Below are 25,136 nucleotides of genomic sequence, written 5' to 3' on the forward strand. Positions count from 1 at the left end.
CGCATATTTTATTTGTTAACCTTTTTATTGCCAAAGAAGAGTTGTTAAAAACCTAATCTGCATTATTCTTGATTGCATTTAATTCTTTTAAAACAATTTTTAAAGCCTGCTTTCCTATTTCTTTATCGTCAATAAGTCCCTTTATTTTATCTGAAAACCATAAAACCAATAGCTCATCAATTGGGGTATTCAAAAATTCTGCAAGCTTTTCGATGTGTTTTCTTGGCAATGGTCTTTCTTCATTTTCGACTTTACTGATAAAAGCACTATCCAGTTCCAATGCAGCCCCAACTTCCCGTAGGAACAATCCTTTACTTTCTCTTAGTCTTTTTATGTGTTTTCCAAATGCCATTTTGCTTTTTTAAGACTTGTCTAAATATGTCAAATTTAAGCAAAATAGTTTAATAAATACGGATTTAGACTTTCTATAAAGCCACTCACTGCCAAATCATTCCTTTGACTGCCACTTTATTATAACGCCCTGATTTCTGAAACACCTTTGTTCCGAAAGTCCGCAAGGTGCGGGATAACAATAACAAATTAATGTGTTTCAATTATGGAAAAACAGAGAAAAAAAGTTTTGCTGGCAGCCGTGGCTATGCTGTCAGGAATTGGTGCGTTCGCACAGGGAAACGGCTCGGCAGGTATCAACGAGGCTACCCAAATGGTAACTTCCTATTTCGACCCCGCAACCCAATTAATCTACGCCATCGGTGCGGTCGTGGGCTTGATAGGGGGCGTTAAAGTTTACAATAAGTTCAGTTCGGGCGACCCCGACACATCGAAGACTGCGGCAAGCTGGTTCGGTGCGTGTATCTTCTTAATCGTAGCGGCTACCATCCTGCGTTCATTCTTCCTTTAATCCTTTGCTTTATGAACAATTACAACATAAACAAAGGCATTGGCAGGACAGTGGAATTTAAGGGACTGAAAGCACAATACCTGTTCATTTTCGCTGGCGGACTGCTCGGTACGCTCATCCTCGTGATGATACTGTATATGGCAGGCGTAAACTCTTACATCTGCCTGTTCCTCGGAGCAGGCGGTGCTTCGCTCATTGTGTGGCAGACCTTTTCACTAAACAGGAAGTACGGCGAACACGGGCTAATGAAAATCGGAGCAGGAAAAAGACATCCCCGATACATCATTTGTCGCAAGCCTGTACACCGCTATCTGAAATTCACTCCTAAATCGAATGCCCTATGAGAAACGTTGCAAAGACAACAACGCTGGAAAACAAATTTCCTTTGTTGGCAGTAGAAAACAACTGCATCCTTTCCAAAGATGCGGACATTACCGCCTGCTTTGAGGTTCGTTTGCCGGAACTGTTTACGGTAGCATCGGCGGAATACGAAGCTATTCACTCCGCCTGGCATAAGGCTATCAAGACCTTGCCGGATTTTACGGTCATCCACAAACAGGATTGGTACATCAAAGAAAGCTATGCTCCCGATTTGGCAAAGGAAGACCAAAGTTTTTTGGCTAAATCCTACCAACGCCATTTTAATGAGCGACCATTTCTGAACCATTATTGTTACCTGTTCCTGACCAAGACCACTAAGGAAAGAATGCGTATGCAAAGCAACTTCAGTTCGCTTTGCAAAGGTACGCTCATACCAAAGGAAATCAGGAACAAGGAAACGATACACCGCTTTATGGAAGCGGTGGCACAGTTTGAGCGTATCGTGAACGATAGCGGTTTCATAACCCTGCAACGCCTTACCGAAGATGAAATCATCGGAACGGACGAAAAGCAGGGATTGTTGGAACAGTACCTAACCCTGTCAAGGGAAAGCGGAACACCGATGCAGGACATCGCACTCGGAACGGAAGAAGTCCGTATCGGAAACAAAAGGTTGAGCCTGCACACCTTGTCCGATACAGACGATTTGCCCGGAACGGTATCGGCTGATACCCGTTTTGAAAAGCTATCCACCGACCGGAGCGACTGCCGTTTGTCGTTCGCTGCTCCCGTGGGATTACTCCTTAGCTGTAACCATATCTACAACCAATATTTGTTTTTGGATAACAGCGAAGACAACCTGCAAAAGTTTGAAAAGTCCGCCCGCAATATGCACTCTTTGGCAAGGTATAGCAGGGCAAACCAAATCAACAAAGAGTGGATAGAAAAATACCTGAACGAAGCCCACAGCTTCGGTCTGTCGTCTATCAGGGCACACTTCAACATTATGGCGTGGTCGGAAGACCCTGCGGAGCTGAAACAGTTAAAGAACGATTGCGGTAGTGCATTGGCATTGATGGAGTGTAAGCCTCGCCACAACACTACGGACGTAGCCACTTTGTTTTGGGCTGGAATGCCCGGCAATGCAGGCGATTTTCCGAGTGAGGAAAGTTTTTACACTTTTATCGAACCTGCCTTGTGCTTCTTCACAGAAGAAACCAACTATCACAATTCGCCCTCGCCGTTCGGTATCAAGATGGCTGACAGGCTTACAGGAAAACCTATCCATTTGGATATTTCCGACCTGCCTATGAAGTGTGGCATTATCACGAACCGGAACAAGTTTATACTTGGTCCGTCAGGTTCGGGAAAATCGTTCTTCACAAACCATATGGTAAGGCAATACTACGAACAGGGCGCACACGTATTGTTGGTAGATACGGGTAATTCTTATCAGGGCTTATGCGAACTCATCAAAGGAAAGACCAAAGGTGAAGACGGTGTTTATTTTACGTACACCGAAGGCAACCCGATTGCATTCAATCCATTTTACACGGATGATGGGGTTTTCGACATCGAAAAGAGAGAAAGTGTTAAGACCTTAATATTGACACTATGGAAACGTGATGATGAACCGCCAACCCGTTCGGAAGAAGTGGCATTATCCAATGCCGTATCAGGTTATATTGAACGTATCAAAACAGATGATGTTTACCCATCATTCAACGGTTTCTACGAGTATGTCAAAGGTGATTACCGCAAGGTACTCGAAGAAAAACAGGTAAGGGAAAAAGACTTTGACATTGCAAATTTCCTGAACGTCCTCGAACCCTACTACAAGGGTGGCGAATACGATTATCTGTTGAACTCCGACAAGCAGTTAGACCTGCTTTCCAAACGCTTTATCGTGTTTGAAATTGATGCGATTAAAGACCACAAAATCCTCTTTCCCATAGTCACAATTATCATTATGGAAGTTTTTATCAACAAGATGCGGAGGCTGAAAGGTATCCGAAAACTCATCCTGATTGAAGAAGCGTGGAAAGCGATTGCCAAAGAAGGAATGGCGGAATATATAAAATATTTATTTAAAACCGTCCGCAAATTCTTCGGAGAGGCGATTGTCGTTACGCAAGAGGTAGATGATATTATCCAGTCGCCCATTGTAAAAGAAAGTATCATCAACAATTCCGACTGTAAAATCCTCTTAGACCAGCGTAAGTATATGAATAAATTCGATGACATACAGGCAATGTTGGGGCTTACAGATAAGGAAAAAGGTCAGGTACTTTCTATCAATATGAACAACGATGCAAGCCGACTGTACAAAGAGGTTTGGATTGGCTTAGGTGGTACGAACTCGGCAGTCTATGCCACCGAAGTTAGTTTGGAGGAATACCTCGCATACACCACCGAAGAAACCGAAAAAATGGAGGTAATGCAATTAGCTTCCGAATTGGACGGTAACGTAGAACTCGCCATTAAGCATATCGCAATGCAAAGGCGTGACAAAGCAAATCAATAGTCATTAACATTTTAAAATTCATAAAAATGAAAAAGTTCCTTTTTATGGTGTGTACGGCACTAATGCTCGCCGTAGCACCGTCCGCAAAAGCACAATGGGTAGTAACCGACCCCACAAATCTGGCATCGGGTATTCTCAACAGTGCGAATGAAATCGTACAGACTTCTTCCACGGTATCCAATGTAATTAAAAATTTCAAGGAAGTGGAAAAGGTGTATAAACAGGGTAAGGAGTATTACGACAAGCTACAAGCTGTAAATAATCTTGTAAAAGATGCACGTAAGGTACAGCAGACTGTATTGCTTGTCGGTGACGTATCCGAAATGTATGTTACCAACTTCGGTAAGATGATGAACGACCCGAATTTTTCTGCACAGGAATTGGCAGCTATCAGCAATGGTTATTCGGCATTGCTGAATGAAAGTACCGAACTGCTGAAAGAACTCAAACAGATTGTAACCTCATCAAGCCTTTCGCTGAACGACAAAGAGCGTATGGATATTATTGATAGAGTGTACAAAGAAGTAAAGGAATACCACAGCTTGGTACGCTACTATACCAATAAGAATATCTCTGTAAGTATTCTAAGAGCAAAAAAGCAGAACAATACCAAAAGAGTGCTTGACCTCTATGGAACTCCTAACCAAAAATACTGGTAGTTATGGAATTTCAAAATCTTCACGAAGTCCTACGCTCATTATATGATGAGATGCTCCCACTGTCCGCCGATATGGCGGCAGTGGCTAAAGGGATAGCCGGATTGGGGGCTTTGTTCTATGTTGCCATAAAAGTATGGCAGGCTTTGAGCAGGGCTGAACCCATTGATATGTACCCTTTGCTTCGTCCTTTCGCTTTGGGGCTTTGCATTATGTTTTTCCCAACTATCGTATTGGGAACAATCAATGCCGTGTTAAGTCCGGTGGTACAGGGTACTCACACAATCCTTGAAAATCAGGTGCTTGACCTCAACAATTTGCAGGCGAAAAAAGACCTGCTCGAACGGGAAGCTATGCTACGAAATCCTGAAACAGCCTATCTCGTATCAAATGAGGAATTTGATAAAAAGCTCGAAGAATTGGGCTGGTCGCCCGGCGATTTGATTACGATGTCGGGAATGTATATGGATAGGTTTGCCTACCAAACCGAACAAGCTATTAAGAATTGGTTTCGCAATCTGTTAGAGGTACTGTTTCAGGCGGCAGCTTTGGTTATTGATACCATAAGGACGTTCTTTCTCATTGTCCTGTCCATACTCGGGCCGATAGCCTTTGCGATAAGCGTGTGGGACGGTTTTCAGTCCACGCTCACGCAATGGCTGACCCGATACGTCAGCGTTTACCTGTGGTTGCCTGTGGCAGACCTGTTCAGCTCTATGCTTGCCAAAATACAATCCCTCATTATCGAAAAGGATATAGCAATGCTTGCCGACCCTACTTACATACCTGATACGAGCAATACCGTGTACATCATCTTTATGATAATCGGTATCGTGGGCTACTTCACTATCCCAACGGTAACAGGCTGGATTATTCAGGCAGGCGGTGCAGGGAACTTTACCCGTAACGTAAACCAAGCCGCAATGAAAACCGGAAATATCGCCGGAGCAGGAACAGGTTCGGCAGTTGGAAATATCGGTGGCAAGTTAATGGGGAAATAAAAACAATCAAATCATTTAAAAATGGAATTTAAAACATTAAGAAATATCGAAAACAGTTTTAGGCAAATACGGCTGTATGCCATTGTATTTGCCGTTCTCTGCCTAAGCGTGGTAGGATTTTCACTTTGGAAATCTTACAGCTTTGCAGACGAACAACGCCAAAAAATCTATGTGCTGGATAATGGAAAATCGTTGATGCTTGCCTTATCGCAAGATGCAAGTATCAACCGACCTGTGGAAGCAAGGGAACACGTCAGGCGTTTTCACGAACTCTTTTTTACGCTTGCTCCCGACAAGAACGCTATCGAAAGCAATATGAGCAGGGCATTCAACCTTGCCGATAAATCAGCTTTTGATTATTACAAAGACCTGTCGGAAAAGGGCTATTACAGCAGGATTATTTCGGGGAATGTACAGCAACGCATTGAGGTGGATAGTGTCGTGTGCAATTTCGACACCTATCCTTATGCGGTGCGTACCTACGCCAAACAATTCATTATCCGTTCGAGCAACGTGACCAGGCGTAACCTGATTACTTCCTGTTATCTCGTGAACTCTGTCCGTTCGGACAACAACCCGCAAGGCTTCAACATCGAAAAGTTTGCAGTGATAGAAAACAGGGATATAGAAGTTATCGAACGCTAAAAAAACAATCTTATGGAAGCATTATCAGATTTAAGCACGTTTGCAAAAATCCTTACCGATAAAGGATATAACGGCTATTTCCATACGCAGGGAGCGTATGCTGGAAAGTTGAAGGAAAGTATCGGCGAATACCTCGAAAACTGCCAAAAAGGTACAGATAGTTTGCCTAAACAGGACTTGTTGCTGACGGGCTACCTGCAATGGTCGGGCGAAGACAAGCCAAGTGTAGAATGCAGTATGTGGGTAAAATACCTGAACGGCAAATTCTCGCTTAACAGAATGGAGGTTGCAAGGAAAGACCAATTTGGGCAACTGCTGAAAAAATCGGAACTGACAAACCTGTCAGTCATATCCGCACCCAAAGCGGTTGAGGCAGTCGCTTTGGTCAATGAAGAACCGAAGCAAAAGGCAGGTCAAAGTCCTAAGCGTTTCAAGCTATAACAACAGAAATAGTAAGGTTATGAAAAAACTAAGAGCAAATATGGACAGGTACTTTGACAAGCTGGACGAACGCTGGCGGGCATTGCCCTTGCGGAAACAGCACCAATACACACTTTACTTTTTTGTGGGGTATCTACTGCTTACGGCAGGTGTCATTTGCAAAGTATGGTACGATACCTCAAAGTCGGGTAACGATATGGTCATTGAGCATATCGAAAACCCTGTCCTCAAAAAAAGTGAAAGTCCTGCAAGATTGCAGGACACATTATCAACAATTCTAAAAAACAAGATTTATGAAAGAAAATGAGAACAAAAAGTCGGTTGTTCGGGTAACGGAAGGGAACCAGGCAGCAACCACTGATGTACTGCAAGACGGTACACAGAACAAAGCCGAAAAGCTCAAAAAGCCACTCATATTTGGCTTAATGGGAATTGTCTTCGTAGGTTGTATGTACCTCATATTTAAACCATCCGCAGACAAAAAGGAAATTGAGAACATCGGGCTGAACGATGCAGTACCGGAGGCTACCGGAGCAGGAATGCCTGCCGACAAAGGCAAGGCTTACGAGTTGGAAATGCTGGAACGCAAAGAGCAAGAAAAACGCAATGCACTTACCACGCTTTCTGACTATTGGAATACTGAAGACAAAAAAGAGCCTAATGATGAATTTCCCGAAGAAGACGAAAACAGCAGCTATGGCGTTGGCAGAGGTTCGGGAAGAAACGGCAATCCTGCATTGAGCAGTTACCGCAATGCACAAAGCACATTGGGTTCATTTTATCAGGATAACAACTCTGAAACAACAGAACTCCGCAGGCAATTGGACGAACTAAAAGAACAATTAGCCGAGAAAGATGTACCTAAATCTGTAACCGTTGATGACCAGCTTGCCATAATGGAGAAATCCTACCAGATGGCGGCAAAGTATCTGCCAACAGGTACAAATTCGACAGAAGCCCCACCTGCTAAGGATGCAGGTACGGCTACCGCAGGTTCAACTCAAAAGGAGCATTTTGTGGCATTCACACCTACAAGAAAGAACACCGTTTCCGCTTTGTATCGTGAGCCTACGGACAGTGCCTTTTTAGCCGATTGGAGCGAAACAAGAAACCGGGGCTTTTATACCGCAGGTTCTATTGAGCAAACGGCACAACCGAAAAACAGTATCAAAGCCTGTGTACACGATGCGCAAACGGTTATTGGCGAAACAGGGGTACGATTGCGATTGTTAGAGCCAGCCCAAACGCCTCAACGTACCATTCCGAAAGGAACGATTGTAACAGCTAATGCCAAATTTCAGGGAGGTCGATTGCAGCTAAAGATTACCTCCGTAGAATTAGAGGGCAACATCATTCCGGTTGATATTACTATTTACGATTTGGACGGACAGCAAGGCTTGTACGTTCCGTATTCGCCCGAAATGAACGCCCTTACCGAAATGGCGGGCAATATGAGCCAGACTTCGGGAACAAGCATAATGCTCACGCAGAATGCAGGACAACAGGTTGCTGCTGATTTAAGCCGTGGCGTGGTACAGGGTGTTTCGGGCTATTTCGCCAAAAAGGTAAGAACCCCAAAGGTTACGCTAAAAGCAGGGCATCAGGTCTTCCTTGTATCTAAAAAATAATGTTGAACTCAAATAATTTAAACAATGAAAAATCATTTAAAAACCTTTTGGGCATTTGCCCTGATACTCGGCTTTGCCGTACAATCTTACGCACAGGATAGTGCAAAAACTCCGCTTGCATTAGGCAAGATAGAACCGTATAGAATGGAAGTTACCTACGATAAAACTTCACATCTTATTTTTCCGACCGCCATCCGTTATGTGGATTTGGGAAGCGAATACCTGATTGCTGGAAAAGCGGAAGATGCGGAAAATGTATTGCGTGTAAAAGCATCGGTAAGGGAATTTGAAGCGGAAACCAATTTTTCAGTTATCACAAATGACGGGCGTTTTTACAGTTTCAATGTGTATTACAGTCCCTATCCCGAAGCGTTGAGCTATGACCTCTTGACAATGCAAAAGGCGGTTGATAAAGCCAACGGAAACGATGTGCTTTTTGAAGAATTGGGCAACAATTCGCCATCATTGGCAGGCTTGCTTTTGGAAACCATTTACAAAAAGGACAAACGTATTGTAAAGCATATCGGGGCTAAGAGTTTCGGTATTCAGTTTATCCTCAAAGGTATCTACATACACAACGGCAAATACTATTTCCATACGGAATTGAGAAACCGTACCAATGTGCCGTTTCAGATTGATTTTGTGAATTTCAAAGTGGTGGATAAAAAGGTAGCCAAACGTACCGTAGTGCAGGAACGCCCGATGATACCGCTTAGGACTTACAAACCATTGGATGAGATTGGCGGAAAAACGACCGAGCAAAACGTGTTCCTGTTAGACCAATTTACCATTGCCGATGACAAGGTACTACTTATTGAGATTTTCGAGAAAAACGGTGGCAGGCATCAGACACTCCAGATAGAAAATTCCGACTTAATCAAAGCTCGTTTGATTAACGATATGCACCTGAAATTTTAATAACCTTTTAAAGTAAATAATATGAAAAAGTATATCTATACCGTGATGCTCATCTTTATGGCCATCACGGTCACACAGGCACAAAGAATGTTACCTAAACAGAAAGGATTGGAAGTGAGTACGGGTGTGCTGTCCGATGATAAAATCGGTAACGATTATTACATCAATGTAGCAATGACCGTAAACGGCAAAAATGGTAACTACCAGCTTTGGGCGTTGGAATATACACACCAATACCACGATTATAAAGACCTCCGCATACCGCAGGAAACTTATACCGCAGAGGGCGGTTACAGTTTCTTCCTGTTGGGCGATGTTCGTAAGAACATCACGCTGAACTTTGGAATAACAGGCGTAGTCGGTTACGAAAGCATCAACCGTGGCGAAGCAATGTTGTATGACGGAGCGAAGATACTGAGCGAAGACAATTTTGTTTACGGAGCAGGCGGACGGCTCACATTTGAAACGTACCTGTCCGACCGTTTTGTGTTAGTCCTGCAAGGGCGTACAAAGGTTTTGTGGGGTACAGACTTGGAACAATTCCGACCGTCCGCAGGCGTGGGATTAAGGTTTAATTTTTAAAATGTAAAATGATGATAGCAATATTCAATAAATTCAGGATAGGATTAAGCTCAATATATATACTCTTGGCAATCCTCACGGCTTCGGTTACGTTGGTATCTTGTAGCAAAGACGATGAACTCGAAATACAGAACGATTTCCCTTTTGAGGTCAAAGTAATGCCTGTACCCAAAGATATTGCCAGTGGGCAGACCGTAGAGATACGGATTACCATACAGCGAACAGGCAATTACAGCAACACGCAATATTTTCTCCGCTACTTTCAATTTGACGGTCAAGGCACATTGCGGTATTATGACGAACCACCGTATTTGCCAAACGATTTGTATTCGTTGCCAACGGAGCAGTTCCGGTTGTATTACACTTCGGCATCTACCGTATCACAATCCTTTGAGGTTTGGATTTCCGATAACTTCGGTAACGAAAAGCAGTTGAGCTTTCAGTTCAACAGTAGTGATTAATGCTACTTATATAAAAGCAAAACCGACTGTTACAGGTCGGTTTATTGCTTTTCAGCTTTCGGTGTACGTTGTTTTTTGTTTAAATTTACTTGAATTATAATCTTAACGGGTATGGATACAGTTACGGCTCAATTGGTGTTTGGTATTATTGTTATCGTTATTGCGATAGTGCTTATTTATTGGATAAACCGCAGGAAATTTTATAGGCGTAATGGTATGGGTGCAGAGGGATTTTCGAGTTTTGAAGCATCTGTATTTACCCGTTTTATAGAACGTGTCGGCAAATGGATTGCATACGCTTTGATAATTCTCGGTATTGTCTGTATATGGACTTATAGCCAAATGAAAAAGGACAAAGAGAAGCAACAAGTGGAGATACCTAACTCGAAATAAGTATTTTTATGGAAATTTAGATTATATGATTTAGTATTCATAATAAAGAGGAAAATTATAAAATGACAAAATCCTTTGATGACATAACCCTACGAAATATATCTGATATTATATCAAATATACTGACACATACGAAAATTACAGAACATTTATCAGGTGCTGGTATTTCTCAATCTCAATATGGCACAAATAAAACAGACAGATTGTTTTATGCTTTAAAAGAAAGACAAGCACAAGACAGATGTGGAAATAATGTATTGGCATTTGTTGTTAGATTATTAAATCCTAAAAGATATAATTCCGAAGATGAATTTGAAAAAGATAGAACAACTATCAATGAGAAACTTGTTTATGAAGGGATAGAAATTGATAAAAGTGGACAGCCCCGACAAGTTGATAAGGCGAAAACTATTTCGGAAGCAAAAAGCAGGTCACTAAAAATCAAAGAAAAAGTACACGGAATTGGAGTTCATTCAGAAATTTTGCCTTATTGTGAAGCTGAATGGTTAAAGGAAAATTATTTTCACGCTATACTTGAAATTACGAAAAGTGTAGCAGAGAGGCTTAGGCAAAAAAGTGGCTATACTTCAGACGGAGCAGATTTAGTTGATGATTGTTTTGCGTTGGGAAAGGACAAAAGACCTATGCTTGCTTTCAATACTCTGAAAAATCAAAGCGAAGAAAGTGAACACAAAGGTTTTGGAAATTTCTGCAAAGGATTTTTTTCTATGTACAGAAATCCAAAAGCACACAACCCCAAAATATTGGAAGATACCCAACTTTCACAAATGACAGAAGTTTTGGTTGTAGCAACAATTATTCACAACAAACTTGATAACACTTATAAAACGGGGCTTAAATAAAAAAAATCGGATAGCTCAAAAGGTTATCCGATTTTTCGTTTATGGCAAAAGTAAAAAGCCAAACACTGCCTTTCAACGCCAATCAATGCAACCTTTCCCAATCCTGCAATAAGCCTTTATAAATTCGACTTCCACAGAAAAAATGAGCAAACAATGGAAGTTATTGCAATACAAAAAACCGCATTGGACGGAATGAAGAATGACCTAAGGGAACTTTTGGAAATGACCGAAAATGCCACACGAAAATATACCCCGATTTTCAAAGAGGAGCAATGGCTCGATAACCAGGAAGTGTGTTTGATGATGAACATTACCAAACGGACTTTGCAGACCTACAAGGACAAAGGCTTATTACCATATTCCAAACTGAACCGCAAGAATTATTATAAACGCTCGGACGTACAGGCTTTACTCGAAGCCGGACAGCCGTACAATACCAACGACAATGGATTTACTGACGAATGAAACGGAAGAAATCATCGCCCATCAGGAAATGATAATGCAGTTGAGAAACCGTATTGAAGAAATATTAAAAAATTACCGTCCTGTAATGAACGGAGAAATATACTTGTCGGGCGAAGATGTGTGTAGGCTGTTACATATCAGTAAACGGACTTTACAGCAATACCGTGACGATAATATCCTGCCGTATATACAAATTGGGGGTAAGATTATTTATAAGGAAACGGATATTCTGACCGTCTTAGAACAGAACTATATAACCAATGACAGACATTGCTTCTAATTAATTTGGTTCTGACTATGTTTCAACGGAAGGACTTTAGTATATTTGCTATGTAAAATATAACAATACTTAAAGTGTTTTTGCTTTAGGTCTTGGTACTGAAAACTGGTAATTTTTTGTATCCCCAAGACAATAAGTAAGAACGCTCACGTCATAGGCGTGGGCGCTCGCTTATTCGGGGATTAAGGCGTACCAGTGCCTCAGTATCGGTAAGTGTGGTTGCCTGCGCTTCTTTTTTTTGTGCAGGGCTACATCAACTCAAAAAAGTAATGATATGGAAACTGGTACAGCACAACAAAAAATTGCCCTCGCCTTTATCAATGATAAAAGCCCGATTTTGGATTTGACCTGCAACGACCTCGTTGCTTCAGGAATTGAAGTATTGTTCCGTTCTGAAAACATTGAAGACGGACTATCTCAATTACCAGCATTAAAAACACTTCCCAACATTTGTATTATTGACCTTGATTTTTACAATAAGAATGTGCTGGCACAGCTTCAAGAATTGAGAACACAATATCCAACCATTAACCTGATTGCACATAATGATATTGATGCAGAAAAAGCCGTAAAACCTCTTTTGGAAATTGGTTTTACAGGTTATTTGCTCATTGGTAGCGATACGGACGATTTTAAAAAAGCTATTGATGTTGTTACCAATGGCGGTAGATATTTTAGTGTGGGAGTAGCGGAAATTGCACAGGAATATTTCAGTAATAAGTAACGTTCCGATTATAATAGTATAAAATATCTGTTCTAATCAAGCGGCGTTCTTTTGCTTCTCCTATGTTTGTATAATATAATCTAAGTGAAGAAGGGCGAGAGCAGATTTTGCTTTAAATAGCCTTATGGTATATTCAAGAAAAGAGACTGCCTCCTCTTCTTTAACCTTTTAGAATCTGAACAGAATGTAAGGAATTTGCTCATTATAATGAGTTTTATAGCCAGTATATCCAGTCAGGAGAAAAGATGAAGAAAGGTTATCACTTACCTAAACCATATAAGATGAAGGTATTATTAAAGCAGACAGTAGGAATTGATGTTGCACAAAATGAATTAGTTGTATCTCTTGCTAGAATGGATGAACTGATAAGCATAGAAGTTTATGCCTATAAAGTATTTCCTAACACTAAAAAAGGGTTTTCAAGCCTCGTATCGTGGGTAAATAAGCAGACATCGACTACAATAGATGTACGGTACGTAATGGAAGCAACAGGGGTTTACCATGAATCCTTAGCGTATTATCTTTGTAATATTAAAAAACAAGTAAGTATCGTTTTGCCAAACAAGATTAGTAATTATGTGAGGACACTTGACATAAAAACTATAACTGACAAGAGCGCTTCACAAGCCATTGCGAGATTTGGTTTGGAAAGACAATTGGAAGTTTGGCAGCCTCCTTTAAAAATATTCAATGATTTGAGACATCTTTGTCGGGAACGTGAACAGCTTGTACAAGAACGTACAATGCTAAAAAATCAACTGCATGCAGAACGTACTTCCGCAACATCAAGTGTAAACTCCGTCAGACGAACTAAAAAGAGAATAGCCCTTATAGATTTGCAGGAAAAGCAAATAAGAGAAGAAATTACTACACTTATCAAAGGAGATCAGACTCTAGGGGAAAAGATGAAAATAGTATCATCGATTCCCGGAATTGGAAATCTAACTGCTGCAACCATTATTGCCGAAACCAACGGATTCGAGTTAATAAAAAATAAAAGACAGCTAGTCAGTTATGCAGGATTAGATGTAAGAGAAAAGACATCTGGAACCTCAGTGAAATCCAAACCCCGAATCTCCAAGCGGGGTAATCGTAATTTAAGGAAGGTAATGCACTTTCCGGCACTAGCTGCAATCAGAACCGATGAAAGGTTCAGAGATATTTTCTTAAGAATAGTTTCAAGGCATGGTATTAAAATGAAGGCTATCGTTGCCATCCAAAGAAAACTACTAGAATTAACTTTTATCTTATGGAAAAACAATTCTTATTATAATCCAGAACACGAGTATCAAATCATTTCACCGCAGAAAATAGCACTATAAAAAAGAGAAGTTTAAGCCGCTTCCCCTTGTAGTATATTTAAAAGGTTTAGCTTTTAGCTACAACCCTGAGCTCTTTTTGCATTTATTCAATTGTAATGGTTCTTTTTTTGATATAGACTTTTGAGAGTGTAAACTAAAATTGATGTAATAGAAAACCCAATAATGTGCCGCCAAAAACGATAAATGCACTATTAACTTTTTTGAATTTGAATACCACGAAAGCGCTAACAAGCGCAATAATTATTGTCCGCCAATCGGTAATGGTCTCTTTACCCATTGTAAGACAAATGGCAGCAATTATAGCAACGGATGCAACATTAACCGCATCCAAAAACGCTGATAATCCTTTAGCATTTCTCATTTTTCTCATCAGAGGATTTAGTAATGCCACTAAAATAAACGATGGAAGAAAAATGGCAATCGTTGAGATAACCGCTCCGGATAGTCCGTTAATTTGATAACCGATAAATGTTACCGACGAAAAAACTGGACCAGGAGTGAACTGACCAACTGCAATGGCATCCATTAATTGCTGTCTGGAGAGTAAGCCTGTTGCTACCAACTCAGTATCTAAAAAAGCGAAAAGTACATAACCGCTTCCATATAGGATAGCGCCAATTTTTAAGAATATCCAAAACAATCTGGTATTTGTTTCTGACAATAAGGGGCTTAGTGTGATTTGTAAGAATGCGAGTGGAATAAAACTTTGGAGTGTATTTTTTTTGTTCTGAATGTAATACAAACCCATTGTAAGCAGACCTGCCCCAAACATTAAATAAATTTCATTAATATTAAATAAAGACAGAACTAAAACAACAATACCTATAATTGCTAAGAATGTTGATTTTACAGATTTCTTTGCCAATGGTAAAACTGCTCCAATAATGATAGCGATGATTGCAGGCTTGATACCATAAATAAAGGGCTGTATTTCAGGAAGCTGTCCATAACGCTTATATAACCAGGCAAATACTCCGGTAATGAAAACCGCAGGCAAAATAAAACATAAACCTGCAGCGATCAAGCCTTTCCATCCGCCTTTGTCATAACCGATGTGTATCGCCATTTCTGTGCTGTTGGGCCCGGGAATGAGGTTGGTAGCTCCTAACAAATCCAGAAAATGCTGTTCGCTCATCCACTTTTTTTTGACAACAACTTCCTGCTGCATCATAGCAATATGGGCTGCTGGACCTCCAAAACCAATAAAACCTAACTTAAGAAAGAGCTTGACAATTTCTTTTATTTTAATATCACACTCCATTTCTAATTAAGATTTTATCAATAGACCAATTGCCGCCCCCTTTAATTAATAAAAAGATACTTCCCAAAAGCATTGCCCAATCAGTACGACTGCCATGCAGCATTTCCCAAACACCCTTATTAGCCAAAACATCTGCTTTGGTAGTGACAATAGCAACGAGCATAATGATGATTAGCGGAATACTTGCCAGACGCGTAAGCAAGCCCAGCAAAATAAATGTCCCAAAAAGGATTTCAAATGTACCTACAAAACTTCCCAGAAATTCAGGCGATGGTAAACCGATTTTCTCAAACCGTCCGGCTCCCCGTAAAGCAGGAAACAGAAATTTTTGAATGCCCTCCGATAAAAAAACTGCTCCAACAATCAATCGGATTATAATTGTTGTCTTTGAATTATCTGTATGAATGATTTTTTTAAGCATTTAAATTTTATGTAATTTTCTGAAACTGCAAAACACAAAATTCTGAATAGTGTCAAATGGTGTTCTGTGATCAAGAGTGATACATTTGATTTTTTCAAAGTCATTTTGAAACAAATCCGTCATTGTATGTTCTGAATATTGTTTGATTTCTATGCCACTGCATTTTGTAGGACCTTGTTCGGAAAAAGTACCAATAACTAAAATTCCATCTTTGGAAATAGCTTTGGCAGTTGTTGCTATATAATTATCAATTTCGTTTTTATTTGTCAAAAAGTGAAAAGCTGCACGATCATGCCAAAAGTTATACTTTTCGTTTGGTTCAAAAGTCGCAGCGTCTGCAACTATCCATTTGACTTTATCTGCTCTTTTTCCAAGTCGCTCCTTAGCCCTGTCAATGGCAGATGCTGAAATGTCAAGAACTGAAATGTCCTGATAACCCAAGTCAAGTAAATGGTCAACTAAAAAACTGTCACCACCACCAACGTCAATGATTTTTGCAGTGGTAGAGACATTAAATTGTTTAAAAAAATCCAATGAAGTTTCAGGTTTGGGTTCAAACCAACTTACATCTTTGAGCTCTTTTGTCTGGTAGATATCCTCCCAATGTTTTTTACGTTCAAAATTTTCCATTTATGATTTGATTTTAATTAGCAGCACCCTCCGTCAGTGTGCAAGTCTTAGCATTATTTATAGTGTTTTGTCCCATTTCAGTAACATGAGAGTGTTCGAAAACAAATGTTCCATTTTCTAACAGCATTGCTTAACTTTTATATCCTGATCAAAAAAAGTATTAAATTCCTCTTGAAATTGCTTCCATACTTTCTCTTCAATACAATAACCAACTGATTTCCCATCTATTGAACCTTGAATAATTCCAATACTTTTTAATTCTTTCAAATGTTGTGAAATAGTTGCCTGCGCTAATCCTAATTCCTCAACCAAATCATTACAAATACATGTTTCTTGGTCGATAATATATTGCAGGATTGCTATTCTGGCAGGATGCCCTAAAACTTTAAGAAACGATGCTAATTCATTTTCCTTGTCTTTATAAATTTCTGTTTTTGTAGCTCCCATTGCTATAATTATTCACATCGTAATATTACGATATTAAGTTTAAAAATTGAAGACTTTTCTTTTTTTATTTCAAAGATTTAATCAGTAGACATTTCAGACCTAATTGAAAAACTGATAAAAATATTTGGATCATAACACAGAATCTTTTCTTTGGTCGCTTATGTGAAAAGAAAAGAAGTCATTGCATACCTAATCATTGGGATAATGAATATCCCACACAATAATGTCGCAACCTGTTTGGTAAAAGGTAGAGAAAGGAAATTGTGTAGCGGTGCATTTTGACAAAGGGGTTGCACCGATTTGATGCAAAAAGACTGTCCCGACCATCGGGAGGATCTGTCTTTTTGCCGCCCGACTTTTCGGGTCAGGCGACTTTTATCGGGTGGGTGCGGAAATCTTTCAGATTGTGAAAAAATCCTTTGTATTCAGTCATTCCCCTGCGAAATAAGTTCCACAGCAAAGAACAACCCATTTGGGTTAATGAGGAATTGATAAACAAGTCCTGGTGTTCCAACGCTTCGGCAAGGGAGCAACTTGGCGTGTTATCCTCTTGTTCGGATTGCTTCAGCAATTCGCCAAATTCATCGGTAACAAATGGCAGGCTTGCCACCGTTTGGTATTTCTCTGAATTGGGTTGCTTTATCTCTCCGATAGTAGATAGTAGCACTTGTCCTGTATCTTGGCTGTTGCCAAAATCCAACCAATATTTCGGCTCATCTTGGTAGTGTCTGCGGTAACTTATTTCTTTAAGAATTTCAGCAACGCCAAACCTCGCCTGTACATTGTCCACACAAGTAATAGTAATGATTGCCCTTGCTTTTTCGGGTATTCTACCAAACTTGTCCTTTTCAAATTTTACCGTTTCGGCTTTCCAATTTGTACCGATGCAACGATTGATACGGTTTATCAATGCAACCGATTTGTACAATCCTGTTTCACTTTCAAAAAAACGCTGTCTGCCTAAATTGGCACTCGTGATAACATCATCATCCCAAAGGCGGACTTGCAACCCTGCGTGTCCCAACGCTATCAAGCTCTCGTTTATTTCCATTAAAGCGGTCAATACTTTTGAGCCTGTGCCACCTGCCCCGATAAGGTTTACCGAAATTGGGTTTGTCGGATTGAGCAGATAATTGTCCGTAAAATGGATTGCTGTTTTTGCTGTATTCATCACAATAGATTTTTAAGGGTTTTGTTATTCTTTTTTAATACTTCTTTCGGAAAAGGTTTATCAGTATTGATAAGGTCTTTCCAAAGGTTTACAATGTTTTTTTTCGTGAGGTTCTCGCATAATGAATGGCTGAAATAGGAATTAAAAAAATAATGTTCCCACGCCTGTGTAAATTCCTCAACCGAAGCCGAATTTTTAATATCAATACTAACAGTACCCATACATACATTGCCCTTTTCGTAGATATTGAAGAAAGGTGCGTAATGCAATGGCGTTTTCTCGGTGGGTCTTCTGTCGCTTGCCAAAGCAAATACAGTAAGACTGCTTTTGCTCGCTAACCAAAGCATTGGCGGTACTTGTGCCATTCCGTTGGATATGCCCAAACTATCCACAAAATACAGTTGTCTTTGCTGTGCTTTGGTGTACCATAATACTATACCTTTTTCAGCATTTGGATTGATATGCAGAATGTTTGTAGGCAATATTCCCTTTGACTTTAAAAAGGCTGTGTTCTTTTCTTCATCGGTCTGTAACGCCTTTGCCAATACGTTGGCTTCTTTTACGGTCAATGGGTGGGCATTGATAGGCGTTCCGTTGCTATCCATATCGAAATGCTCCACGTACATTGCTGTATCTGTTCCTTTGGTTTCATAGAAAACCAAAGCGGATTTTGGATAGTATAATGTGCCGAAATCTTTGGTTATGTCGTTTACGGTGTTCATTTTTCTGTTGTTTTATAGTTATATAATAAGTAAGAAAGGTCATCCAACAATTCAAACAGGCGATTTTCAAAATCAAGGTTGCCTTGTGTTATTTTACTGCCGTCAAATGCTTTGCAAATGGTCGGCTCTTCCATTTTTCCGTATTCGTTGAACTCATTGTTGATGCTTTCGGAAAGGCTTTCATATAGCCAACCTTTGGTATCTGCGATAAATGAAATGTACTTTTCCATTCCGATTGCTTCGGTTTCGTAATCATCGTCATAAGGGTCTTCTTCGGGCAATGGTGCGTTTCTAAAAAAAGTTGCTTTCGGATATTCAGTACAAAGGGCAAACGCATTACACGCTACCTGCCAACATTCCCTGTCGAACGTGTCAAGGCTTTTAAATCGGTTCAAACGCTGTTCAAATATCTTTAGATTGCTTCGGTTAAATAACTTTTGTTCTATCCTGTCGCCAATATATTCGGCATTTCTCAACTCACTTCTATATGTTTCTGTTTCGTCCGTTTCCTCGTCCTGTTCTACCCAATCTTTATGCGTTTCATACAACCAATACAAATAGCTGTCTTCCTGCCTGTAATACGGCACATCGGCAATATGGTACAGATAACTGCATACCGATACAAGTAGCTGTGCGGTCTTTTTACGCTTCGGGTCTTTGAGCATTTTAAAGAGTGGTGCAATAGGAATATAATACAAGGTTGTACCTACATTATACCTTTCCTCACTTACAAAAAAGGTTTTCTTACTATCCTGTACCAATTTGAAACTGTCCCAATTTATGTTGGTACGTTTTACTTTGGTTTCCATATCCCACATAGATAATACTACATTGTATGGAAACTCAAAATCTTGGGTTTGCATCGGTTCAATGCTGTAATGCTCGGCAAGTCGGGAAAGGGACTTGTAAAAATCCCTCTCCGTTTTCTGACAAGCCTGTACGGATTGTGCTGTTTTCAGTTTAGGCAGAAACGTACACTTTAGAATACCATTGGTAGCATTGCTATCGGTACGGATTTCTGCTTGTCTTTCTGCACTTGGTTTGCGTCCTTTGGTCTTTGTAGCCAATTTGCGAACTCGCCCAACTGTCGGTGTAACTGCTGTTGTCGTTTCTGTTCGGGTATATTGATTGTTCCCGATATGATGTTGCGTTGCATAATTCATCGTTTTAAAATTTTGGTTTAACCTTTCGTACCCATTACGCTCTCAAATTTGTACTCTACCGCATCGTCTTTTATCTGTGGTGCAGATGCTTTTGCCGTTGTCAAAATCGGGTACATATTGGCGTAAAAATTCATTACGGCTTCCACGCTCCAACGTGGCTCTGGGTCGGTCAGTCTGATGTCCTGTCCTTTGTCTTTGAGTATGAAAACTCGTTCTAATTGCGTTGCTAATAACATAACTTTCTAATTTTGGGGTTAACACTTTTATTCTTCCTCGTCCGCTTCATCAATAGGATAATCGGCAGTAACTTCTTCCACCTTTGGCGGTTCGGGTGTAGCTTCTTCCATTGCTCCGAAAAGGCTCGGTGTTGCGAACTTGTCGGACAATGAAGTTTTGCGTTTGCGTATCTCGTCCGCTTTTTCGGGAAACTCCGTTATATCGGGTACTTTCATCCACGCTTCGCGGAACTTGCCCTCTTTCTCCAACTCGTCAGCCTTTACCATAGCATCTTTAAATTTCTTGTCTTTGGCTTCTTTTTCCTTTTTCTCCTTTTCTGCTTTTTCTTTCTCGATTGCCGATTGCTTTTTAACTTCTTCCAATTGCTTTAAGAATTTTTCCATATCCACCATTAAGCCCGATACCTTTTGTATAGGTGTGGTAATCTGTTCAAAAAATCCCTCGTCAAACTCTTGGGGTGTGGCGTTAAATGTCAATGGGGGAATAAGGTTTTTGGCACTATCTCCGCATTGTTCGTTATTGAGCAATACTGTTACGATTAGGTTGCTTTCTATTCCTTTTGAAATGTTCAGTTGCAATACTCCTGTAAAGTCCAACTGCTGTATCTGATTGAAAAAATTTGTGTTCATCGTTCTTTGATTTTAATTGTTGTTTAACCGTTTTTTGATTGCTTTTAGTTTCTCGTATATGTCCATCCAATAGGCATTTTGCCTTTTATCGAAGTCTGAAAAACTTTTGTCCTCGTGGCTATACCCTGTATTTCGTTTGGCAATACAGATAGCTTCTTTTAGGTCGGTTACTTCAATTTCGTAACCGTTCAAATCCGTTATTTTCATACCTGTTCTAATTCTTATTTAGTGATTTCCGCTATTTGGTCAATCCTGCCGTAAACAATACTTCTAAGGCTTGTTTTGTCGGGGGCGTTGTATTCTGCCCAACTGCCGTACTGCTTCACTACATAGGTTTTCAAAATATCCTCAAACCCGAAGCGATAACCCATAAGGGGTACGGCTCTTTTGAAGTAGGCATTTCGGTTTACTGCTTCCGCAAGCCAATTTTTTTCTGCTCGGCTCAACTTGTCGCTTTTGTTCAGTTTTTCCCTTAGTAGGTAAACCTTTGCATTTTGCAGGGTTTCCAATTCGGGAACATCGTAGCGTACAAACTTTGTGGCTATTGCTGTCGTTTCCATTGTATCTGCTTTAAGTGTTATGAATTAGTTTCAGCATCGGTGTATTTTCCATTTTCATAGTAGCCTATAAGCCGTTCCCAAAGCCGTATTAGGCTGTCGGTATCTACATAGAAATACTCTGTTCTGTTGCAATAGATGATGTATATAGCTTCATCCCTGTATTGCGTTTCAAGGCTTTTTTCTTTAGCCATACTTTTGGCTTCGTCTATGGTTTTTGCTTTCATATTCTGCTGTTTTGTATCGTTATCAATCTTTACTATATCCACAATGGCACATTCGGGACAACCCTCTACGGCTGTTATCTGCTGTATTGCTCTCTGCTTTCCGCTAAGTGATACTACTGTCAGCGTTACTTTGCCTGTGTCGTGTTTCAGCGTTGCTTTATAGGTTTCCATTGTCATAGCTGTTGTTTATAATAGGCTACCACCGATTAAGGCGGTAGCCTGTGGTTATCTAATTAAGGTTTAGGATTTCCGCACCGTCCAGAGCAAATGCAGTACATAGTTCAAATGCTTTCTGCGATTTGAGTTGGGCAGTACCACCCAATACAATGCTCTGCAACTTGGCTTCGTCATTCTTGTAACTCCTTACATTCTGATAGTAGCCTGTCACAGAATTGTACGCTCCGAACAACGTACCTTTGGTAGTGTCCATTTGTTGGGTGTCGCTTATCATAGCATACGCAAAAGCATCCTCAACGACATTTTTGAACACGGTGGAAATTTCATCTTCCGCACCTTTTTTGATTAGGTCAAGCGTTTCCTTATTTGGGCAAAGTGCCAACTGTATTAGCTTTCTTACTTCTCGGTCTGTTACCTTTACTTTTGCCCATTCGTTGAAAATGCCCTCTAATTGGTTGCTCAATGTGTTGGCAAGTCCCATAATCTTGTGAGCGTTCTCGATACGTTGTTTTGCTCCCGAAGTGTGCTTGATACGGACTACATTGGTCATACTGCGTAACGAAGCATTCAGCGTGTTTTGGCATACAATACGGATAGGCGTAAATGCGGCTGTGATACTTCCGCTACCATCGTGCGAAGTGGTTAGGAAAATGTACTTTTCCGTAACATCATCGCCATTGCCTACACGGATATAGTCGGGCAATTTGGCTGTGATAAAAACACGTTCTCCGTTGCCTAACGCTCCTGCGGTTTCGTACAGAATGCCCTCGCCACCGCCTACAATGGCATCAAAGAAATTAAAGGCTTCACGGTTTTGTACGATATGGTAATCCTTACCGACTACGCCCAATACTGCATTGTTATCGGTGCGTATGTTGGCGAAATAGTTAGGTACTTCTAATTCGCTACTGTCTATCTCTATGCCGTTGGTGGTTTCGATAATGCCCGAACCTTTGGTAAATAGTGGGGATTTTACGACTTCGTAATCTAACCCTGCGTATTTGATTGCTTCCTCACTTGTCGGGTATTGTTCTACGATTTGACCTAAACCGTGCCACGCTTTTTGTTGTACGCTAAAAAATGAATAACGTCCTGTTCTCTCGTTGAAATTGATATTATGTGCCATAATGCTTAAAATTTGATGTTTAAAAAATGATTGAATACTCGTTGTTAGAATGGGAGGTCGTCATCTGCTCCCTGTGCAGTAAAGCTGTTGTTCTCGGCTTGTGCAGTAGCCTGTATGGTTTCGGCTCTCTTACTACCTCCGTGCAGTTTGATTTGAGAGGTATGAAAGTTCAGCCCCGAATGTGCTTCGCCGTTTTTGCCTATCCACGCCCTTGTGCTTATTCTGCCTGTGAGTTCTACCAAAGTGCCTTTTGTGAGTAGGCTTGCCACGTTTGCAGAAATCCAATAGGCACAATCGAAATAGGTTGTTTGCTCTATTCGTTCACCTTGCTTGTTTTTGTAGCTTTCATTGGTCGCTACTGAAAAGTTTACTACCTGTTTTTCGTTCGACAATGTGCGTACTTCCGCATTTTTTGTCAGTCTTCCGATAATGTTCATAATCGTCCTGTTTTAAAAGTTTTACATTTTGTTACGTTCGCTTTTCTCGTTTCCTGCTTCCTGTTGTGGTTTGCTCCGCTTCGCTTCGCATAATTTTTTCCAAAAGAAAAACCGGAAAAAAGAAAGCAGATAATCCAAGCGGGCAATAGCGAAAACCAAGAAAAAAAATGATTTAATGGGGGTTCCTTTAGGGGGAAACCGTTCATTCATTTTTTTTATTGGTGGGTGTGTGCGGTGGCTGCCCGCTATAACTTAGCTGCCTTTTTACCGGTTGATTGTGGAAATATTCTGTTCTAATTTTTATGGAATAAATGACCAGGCTATGAGAGCCTGAAATAGAGGTTGGAATAATCGAAAAGTAAGGGCATAAAAAAAGCAGGATAGTTAAATCCTGCTTCAATCTGATAAGTAAAGAATGCACTAATTTTTAAACCATAATTTCTTCGGTATTGTAAATTTTATCTGCGTTTGTATGTTCATTCAATAATGCTATTTCTTCCCGTTCCATTTTAATAATAAACGCATCTTCCATTGCCTTAAATTTAGGCGAAACCAAATCCATATCCTTACTGATTTTTTGGCTGGTAATCTTAGCATAAATCTGTGTAGTGGAAATATTCTTATGACCCATCATTTTGCTAAGGCTTTCAAGCGGAACACCCTCGGTCAAAAACATTGTGGCGAATGTATGACGGGCGGTGTGGAATGTAACTTTCTGTTCTGTAACAATACCCGCTTCCTCAATAAGTTTACCTATATGCGTGTTGCAAGTCGCATTGGATGGCATTGGGAATACAAAATCATTTCTTGTAGCTCCACGATATTTCTCAATGATGCGTTTGGGGATTTCCAAAAGACGGACGTTGGAGGCAACATCTGATTTCTTTCTCCTGCTGATTATCCATTGGTGTCCATCAAAGAAAGACTGGATATTGCTCCATTTCAGTTTCTTAATGTCTATGTAAGAAAGCCCTGTGAAGCAACTGAAAATAAAAAGGTCTTTTACAAGTTCATATCGAGGCTTAGATGGTTTCAGGAGCATTAAGGTTTCTACATCCTCTTTTAAAAGGTAGCTGCGGTCGGTTTCTTCCATACTGATTTCATAATCCTCAAAAGGATTATCCCGTATCAAGCCTTTTTTAATAGCCAATTCTGCCAAAGCAATAACTGGCATTGTGTAAACCCAAACCGTATTATGGGTACATTCCTTATCAATGCGAAGAAAGAAATCAAACTCACGAATAAAATCAGAAGTGAGTTCCCGGAAAGCCATATCGTCCCGATGGTAACGCTCCCTTATAAATTCGCTAAGATGGTTGTAAACAGTGTTGTATTTGCTATACGTGCTTTGAGAGCGTTTTCCCTTAGCGACCATTTTTTCAAAGTCTTCATTTTGGTCTTTAAAGACTTTTAGTACGGCATCGTCCATTACACCAACACCCAAAAACGAGAGCTTTACTTTCTGTGCGGTCGCAAAACCCTCGTGCTTCAGCATATCTTCGTAAATCTTGTCGATACGACCCCGTACGTTATCCAGCTTTTGGTTAATGTTCAAAGCGGTGGCACTCTTGCCCTCAACTCTTCCGTATTTTAAATCCCAATTTTTCGGGTTAATTTCTAACTTTGTTCCCAAAGTTTTAGCTGTTCCATCAATGGTAATACGTGCCATAATCGGTGCATTACCGTTCTTTTTCAGTTCGTTCTTTTTCAGGTAGAAAAGCAGTTTGAACGTGGACTTTTTTGTCTGTTCCATAACTCAAATGTTTAATGTTTAAAATTAAATTACATTGAGTTACAAGGGAATGTAAAAAAGGGTGCAAAAGACTGAAATATAAACAGTTAAGC

35 protein-coding genes are annotated in these 25,136 nt (G+C 40.3%); 18 read left to right on the top strand and 17 right to left on the bottom strand.

Translation table 11 applies throughout. From position 1 onward, the window contains the following. Positions 1-52: 52 nt before the first annotated feature. The gene (locus tag ABD676_RS16895; protein WP_019974895.1) at positions 53-352 is read right to left on the bottom strand and encodes a helix-turn-helix domain-containing protein; all 300 of its coding nucleotides are present in this window, start codon (positions 350-352) and stop codon (positions 53-55) included. Between the two features lie 204 nt (positions 353-556). Between ABD676_RS16895 and ABD676_RS16900 the strand changes: the two genes are divergently transcribed. The 18 genes from ABD676_RS16900 to ABD676_RS16985 all read left to right on the top strand — a co-directional run bounded on the left by ABD676_RS16900 (position 557) and on the right by ABD676_RS16985 (position 14,086). Beyond that, complete coding sequence (locus ABD676_RS16900; RefSeq protein ID WP_002979435.1) at positions 557-862, top strand: DUF4134 domain-containing protein; 306 nt, start codon at positions 557-559, stop codon at positions 860-862. Between the two features lie 11 nt (positions 863-873). After that, complete coding sequence (locus ABD676_RS16905; protein WP_019974897.1) at positions 874-1,206, top strand: DUF4133 domain-containing protein; 333 nt, start codon at positions 874-876, stop codon at positions 1,204-1,206. Next, positions 1,203-3,707, top strand: a complete 2,505-nt coding sequence (locus ABD676_RS16910; RefSeq protein WP_123860958.1) for a TraG family conjugative transposon ATPase — start codon at positions 1,203-1,205, stop codon at positions 3,705-3,707. The genes ABD676_RS16905 and ABD676_RS16910 overlap by 4 nt, the downstream gene beginning before the upstream one ends. Positions 3,708-3,733: 26 nt before the next feature. Next, complete coding sequence (locus ABD676_RS16915; RefSeq protein WP_019974899.1) at positions 3,734-4,366, top strand: DUF4141 domain-containing protein; 633 nt, start codon at positions 3,734-3,736, stop codon at positions 4,364-4,366. Between the two features lie 2 nt (positions 4,367-4,368). Next, on the top strand, positions 4,369-5,364 hold the full coding sequence (traJ, locus tag ABD676_RS16920) for a conjugative transposon protein TraJ (RefSeq protein WP_059333820.1): 996 nt from the start codon (positions 4,369-4,371) through the stop codon (positions 5,362-5,364). A 21-nt stretch (positions 5,365-5,385) separates the two neighbouring features. Continuing rightward, entirely contained in the window at positions 5,386-6,009 is a 624-nt protein-coding gene (traK, locus tag ABD676_RS16925; protein WP_026357463.1) for a conjugative transposon protein TraK, read from the top strand. Between the two features lie 12 nt (positions 6,010-6,021). Then, positions 6,022-6,450, top strand: a complete 429-nt coding sequence (locus ABD676_RS16930) for a hypothetical protein (RefSeq protein WP_066439692.1) — start codon at positions 6,022-6,024, stop codon at positions 6,448-6,450. 19 nt (positions 6,451-6,469) lie between these two features. Further along, entirely contained in the window at positions 6,470-6,757 is a 288-nt protein-coding gene (locus ABD676_RS16935) for a hypothetical protein (protein ID WP_019974903.1), read from the top strand. After that, positions 6,744-8,078, top strand: coding sequence for a conjugative transposon protein TraM (gene traM / locus ABD676_RS16940; protein ID WP_066439696.1), 1,335 nt, complete (start codon positions 6,744-6,746; stop codon positions 8,076-8,078). Before ABD676_RS16935 ends, traM begins: the two co-directional genes overlap by 14 nt. Positions 8,079-8,102: 24 nt before the next feature. After that, positions 8,103-8,996, top strand: coding sequence for a conjugative transposon protein TraN (gene traN, locus ABD676_RS16945; RefSeq protein ID WP_066439697.1), 894 nt, complete (start codon positions 8,103-8,105; stop codon positions 8,994-8,996). 21 nt (positions 8,997-9,017) lie between these two features. Continuing rightward, positions 9,018-9,578 (top strand): conjugal transfer protein TraO, encoded by a 561-nt coding sequence (locus ABD676_RS16950; protein ID WP_066439701.1) that lies wholly within the window; start codon positions 9,018-9,020, stop codon positions 9,576-9,578. Positions 9,579-9,589: 11 nt separating this feature from the next. Then, positions 9,590-10,039: a DUF3872 domain-containing protein gene (locus ABD676_RS16955; RefSeq protein ID WP_066439702.1), complete on the top strand. Its 450-nt coding sequence runs from the start codon at positions 9,590-9,592 to the stop codon at positions 10,037-10,039. A gap of 111 nt (positions 10,040-10,150) precedes the next feature. Further along, entirely contained in the window at positions 10,151-10,432 is a 282-nt protein-coding gene (locus ABD676_RS16960; protein ID WP_066439704.1) for a molybdenum ABC transporter permease, read from the top strand. A gap of 62 nt (positions 10,433-10,494) precedes the next feature. After that, on the top strand, positions 10,495-11,295 hold the full coding sequence (locus ABD676_RS16965) for a TIGR02391 family protein (protein ID WP_066439705.1): 801 nt from the start codon (positions 10,495-10,497) through the stop codon (positions 11,293-11,295). A 153-nt stretch (positions 11,296-11,448) separates the two neighbouring features. Next, positions 11,449-11,760, top strand: coding sequence for a helix-turn-helix domain-containing protein (locus tag ABD676_RS16970; protein ID WP_066439706.1), 312 nt, complete (start codon positions 11,449-11,451; stop codon positions 11,758-11,760). Continuing rightward, positions 11,741-12,040, top strand: coding sequence for a helix-turn-helix domain-containing protein (locus tag ABD676_RS16975; RefSeq protein WP_066439707.1), 300 nt, complete (start codon positions 11,741-11,743; stop codon positions 12,038-12,040). Before ABD676_RS16970 ends, ABD676_RS16975 begins: the two co-directional genes overlap by 20 nt. Positions 12,041-12,314: 274 nt before the next feature. Continuing rightward, positions 12,315-12,764: a response regulator gene (locus tag ABD676_RS16980; RefSeq protein WP_066439708.1), complete on the top strand. Its 450-nt coding sequence runs from the start codon at positions 12,315-12,317 to the stop codon at positions 12,762-12,764. Positions 12,765-13,045: 281 nt separating this feature from the next. Beyond that, a complete protein-coding gene (locus tag ABD676_RS16985) occupies positions 13,046-14,086 on the top strand; it encodes an IS110 family RNA-guided transposase (protein ID WP_344675875.1) in 1,041 nt (346 codons plus the stop codon). 133 nt (positions 14,087-14,219) lie between these two features. Here ABD676_RS16985 and chrA read toward each other — a convergent pair whose 3' ends face one another. The 16 genes from chrA to ABD676_RS17065 all read right to left on the bottom strand — a co-directional run bounded on the left by chrA (position 14,220) and on the right by ABD676_RS17065 (position 25,044). Continuing rightward, complete coding sequence (gene chrA, locus ABD676_RS16990) at positions 14,220-15,347, bottom strand: chromate efflux transporter (protein WP_344675876.1); 1,128 nt, start codon at positions 15,345-15,347, stop codon at positions 14,220-14,222. Further along, the gene (locus tag ABD676_RS16995) at positions 15,337-15,768 is read right to left on the bottom strand and encodes a DoxX family protein (protein ID WP_344675877.1); all 432 of its coding nucleotides are present in this window, start codon (positions 15,766-15,768) and stop codon (positions 15,337-15,339) included. The genes chrA and ABD676_RS16995 overlap by 11 nt, the downstream gene beginning before the upstream one ends. Continuing rightward, complete coding sequence (locus ABD676_RS17000) at positions 15,769-16,398, bottom strand: class I SAM-dependent methyltransferase (protein WP_344675878.1); 630 nt, start codon at positions 16,396-16,398, stop codon at positions 15,769-15,771. Between the two features lie 117 nt (positions 16,399-16,515). After that, complete coding sequence (locus ABD676_RS17005; RefSeq protein WP_344675879.1) at positions 16,516-16,845, bottom strand: ArsR/SmtB family transcription factor; 330 nt, start codon at positions 16,843-16,845, stop codon at positions 16,516-16,518. Between the two features lie 364 nt (positions 16,846-17,209). Further along, positions 17,210-18,016 carry a PRTRC system ThiF family protein gene (locus ABD676_RS17010; protein ID WP_055133019.1) on the bottom strand — a complete coding sequence of 269 codons (807 nt, stop codon included), beginning with the start codon at positions 18,014-18,016 and terminating at the stop codon, positions 17,210-17,212. Continuing rightward, positions 18,016-18,738: a PRTRC system protein B gene (locus ABD676_RS17015; protein ID WP_123860962.1), complete on the bottom strand. Its 723-nt coding sequence runs from the start codon at positions 18,736-18,738 to the stop codon at positions 18,016-18,018. Before ABD676_RS17015 ends, ABD676_RS17010 begins: the two co-directional genes overlap by 1 nt. Continuing rightward, positions 18,735-19,901 carry a hypothetical protein gene (locus ABD676_RS17020; protein WP_213189191.1) on the bottom strand — a complete coding sequence of 389 codons (1,167 nt, stop codon included), beginning with the start codon at positions 19,899-19,901 and terminating at the stop codon, positions 18,735-18,737. Before ABD676_RS17020 ends, ABD676_RS17015 begins: the two co-directional genes overlap by 4 nt. A 17-nt stretch (positions 19,902-19,918) precedes the next feature. Next, on the bottom strand, positions 19,919-20,137 hold the full coding sequence (locus ABD676_RS17025; RefSeq protein WP_002978317.1) for a PRTRC system protein C: 219 nt from the start codon (positions 20,135-20,137) through the stop codon (positions 19,919-19,921). Between the two features lie 27 nt (positions 20,138-20,164). After that, on the bottom strand, positions 20,165-20,767 hold the full coding sequence (locus ABD676_RS17030) for a PRTRC system protein E (protein ID WP_123860964.1): 603 nt from the start codon (positions 20,765-20,767) through the stop codon (positions 20,165-20,167). A 12-nt stretch (positions 20,768-20,779) separates the two neighbouring features. Continuing rightward, positions 20,780-20,974, bottom strand: coding sequence for a hypothetical protein (locus ABD676_RS17035; RefSeq protein WP_123860965.1), 195 nt, complete (start codon positions 20,972-20,974; stop codon positions 20,780-20,782). Positions 20,975-20,988: 14 nt separating this feature from the next. Then, the gene (locus ABD676_RS17040; RefSeq protein ID WP_123860966.1) at positions 20,989-21,327 is read right to left on the bottom strand and encodes a molybdenum ABC transporter ATP-binding protein; all 339 of its coding nucleotides are present in this window, start codon (positions 21,325-21,327) and stop codon (positions 20,989-20,991) included. Positions 21,328-21,344: 17 nt separating this feature from the next. Continuing rightward, on the bottom strand, positions 21,345-21,722 hold the full coding sequence (locus ABD676_RS17045) for a hypothetical protein (protein ID WP_228445162.1): 378 nt from the start codon (positions 21,720-21,722) through the stop codon (positions 21,345-21,347). A 58-nt stretch (positions 21,723-21,780) separates the two neighbouring features. Beyond that, complete coding sequence (locus ABD676_RS17050; protein ID WP_249601202.1) at positions 21,781-22,854, bottom strand: DUF932 domain-containing protein; 1,074 nt, start codon at positions 22,852-22,854, stop codon at positions 21,781-21,783. Between the two features lie 44 nt (positions 22,855-22,898). Then, positions 22,899-23,291, bottom strand: coding sequence for a single-stranded DNA-binding protein (locus ABD676_RS17055; protein WP_123860968.1), 393 nt, complete (start codon positions 23,289-23,291; stop codon positions 22,899-22,901). 21 nt (positions 23,292-23,312) lie between these two features. Continuing rightward, on the bottom strand, positions 23,313-23,501 hold the full coding sequence (locus ABD676_RS17060) for a hypothetical protein (RefSeq protein ID WP_034867728.1): 189 nt from the start codon (positions 23,499-23,501) through the stop codon (positions 23,313-23,315). 217 nt (positions 23,502-23,718) lie between these two features. Next, positions 23,719-25,044, bottom strand: a complete 1,326-nt coding sequence (locus ABD676_RS17065) for a site-specific integrase (protein ID WP_228378468.1) — start codon at positions 25,042-25,044, stop codon at positions 23,719-23,721. Positions 25,045-25,136: the final 92 nt, after the last annotated feature.

The sequence above is a fragment of the Sphingobacterium kyonggiense genome, assembly GCF_039536825.1.
Lineage (GTDB): Bacteria > Bacteroidota > Bacteroidia > Sphingobacteriales > Sphingobacteriaceae > Sphingobacterium > Sphingobacterium kyonggiense.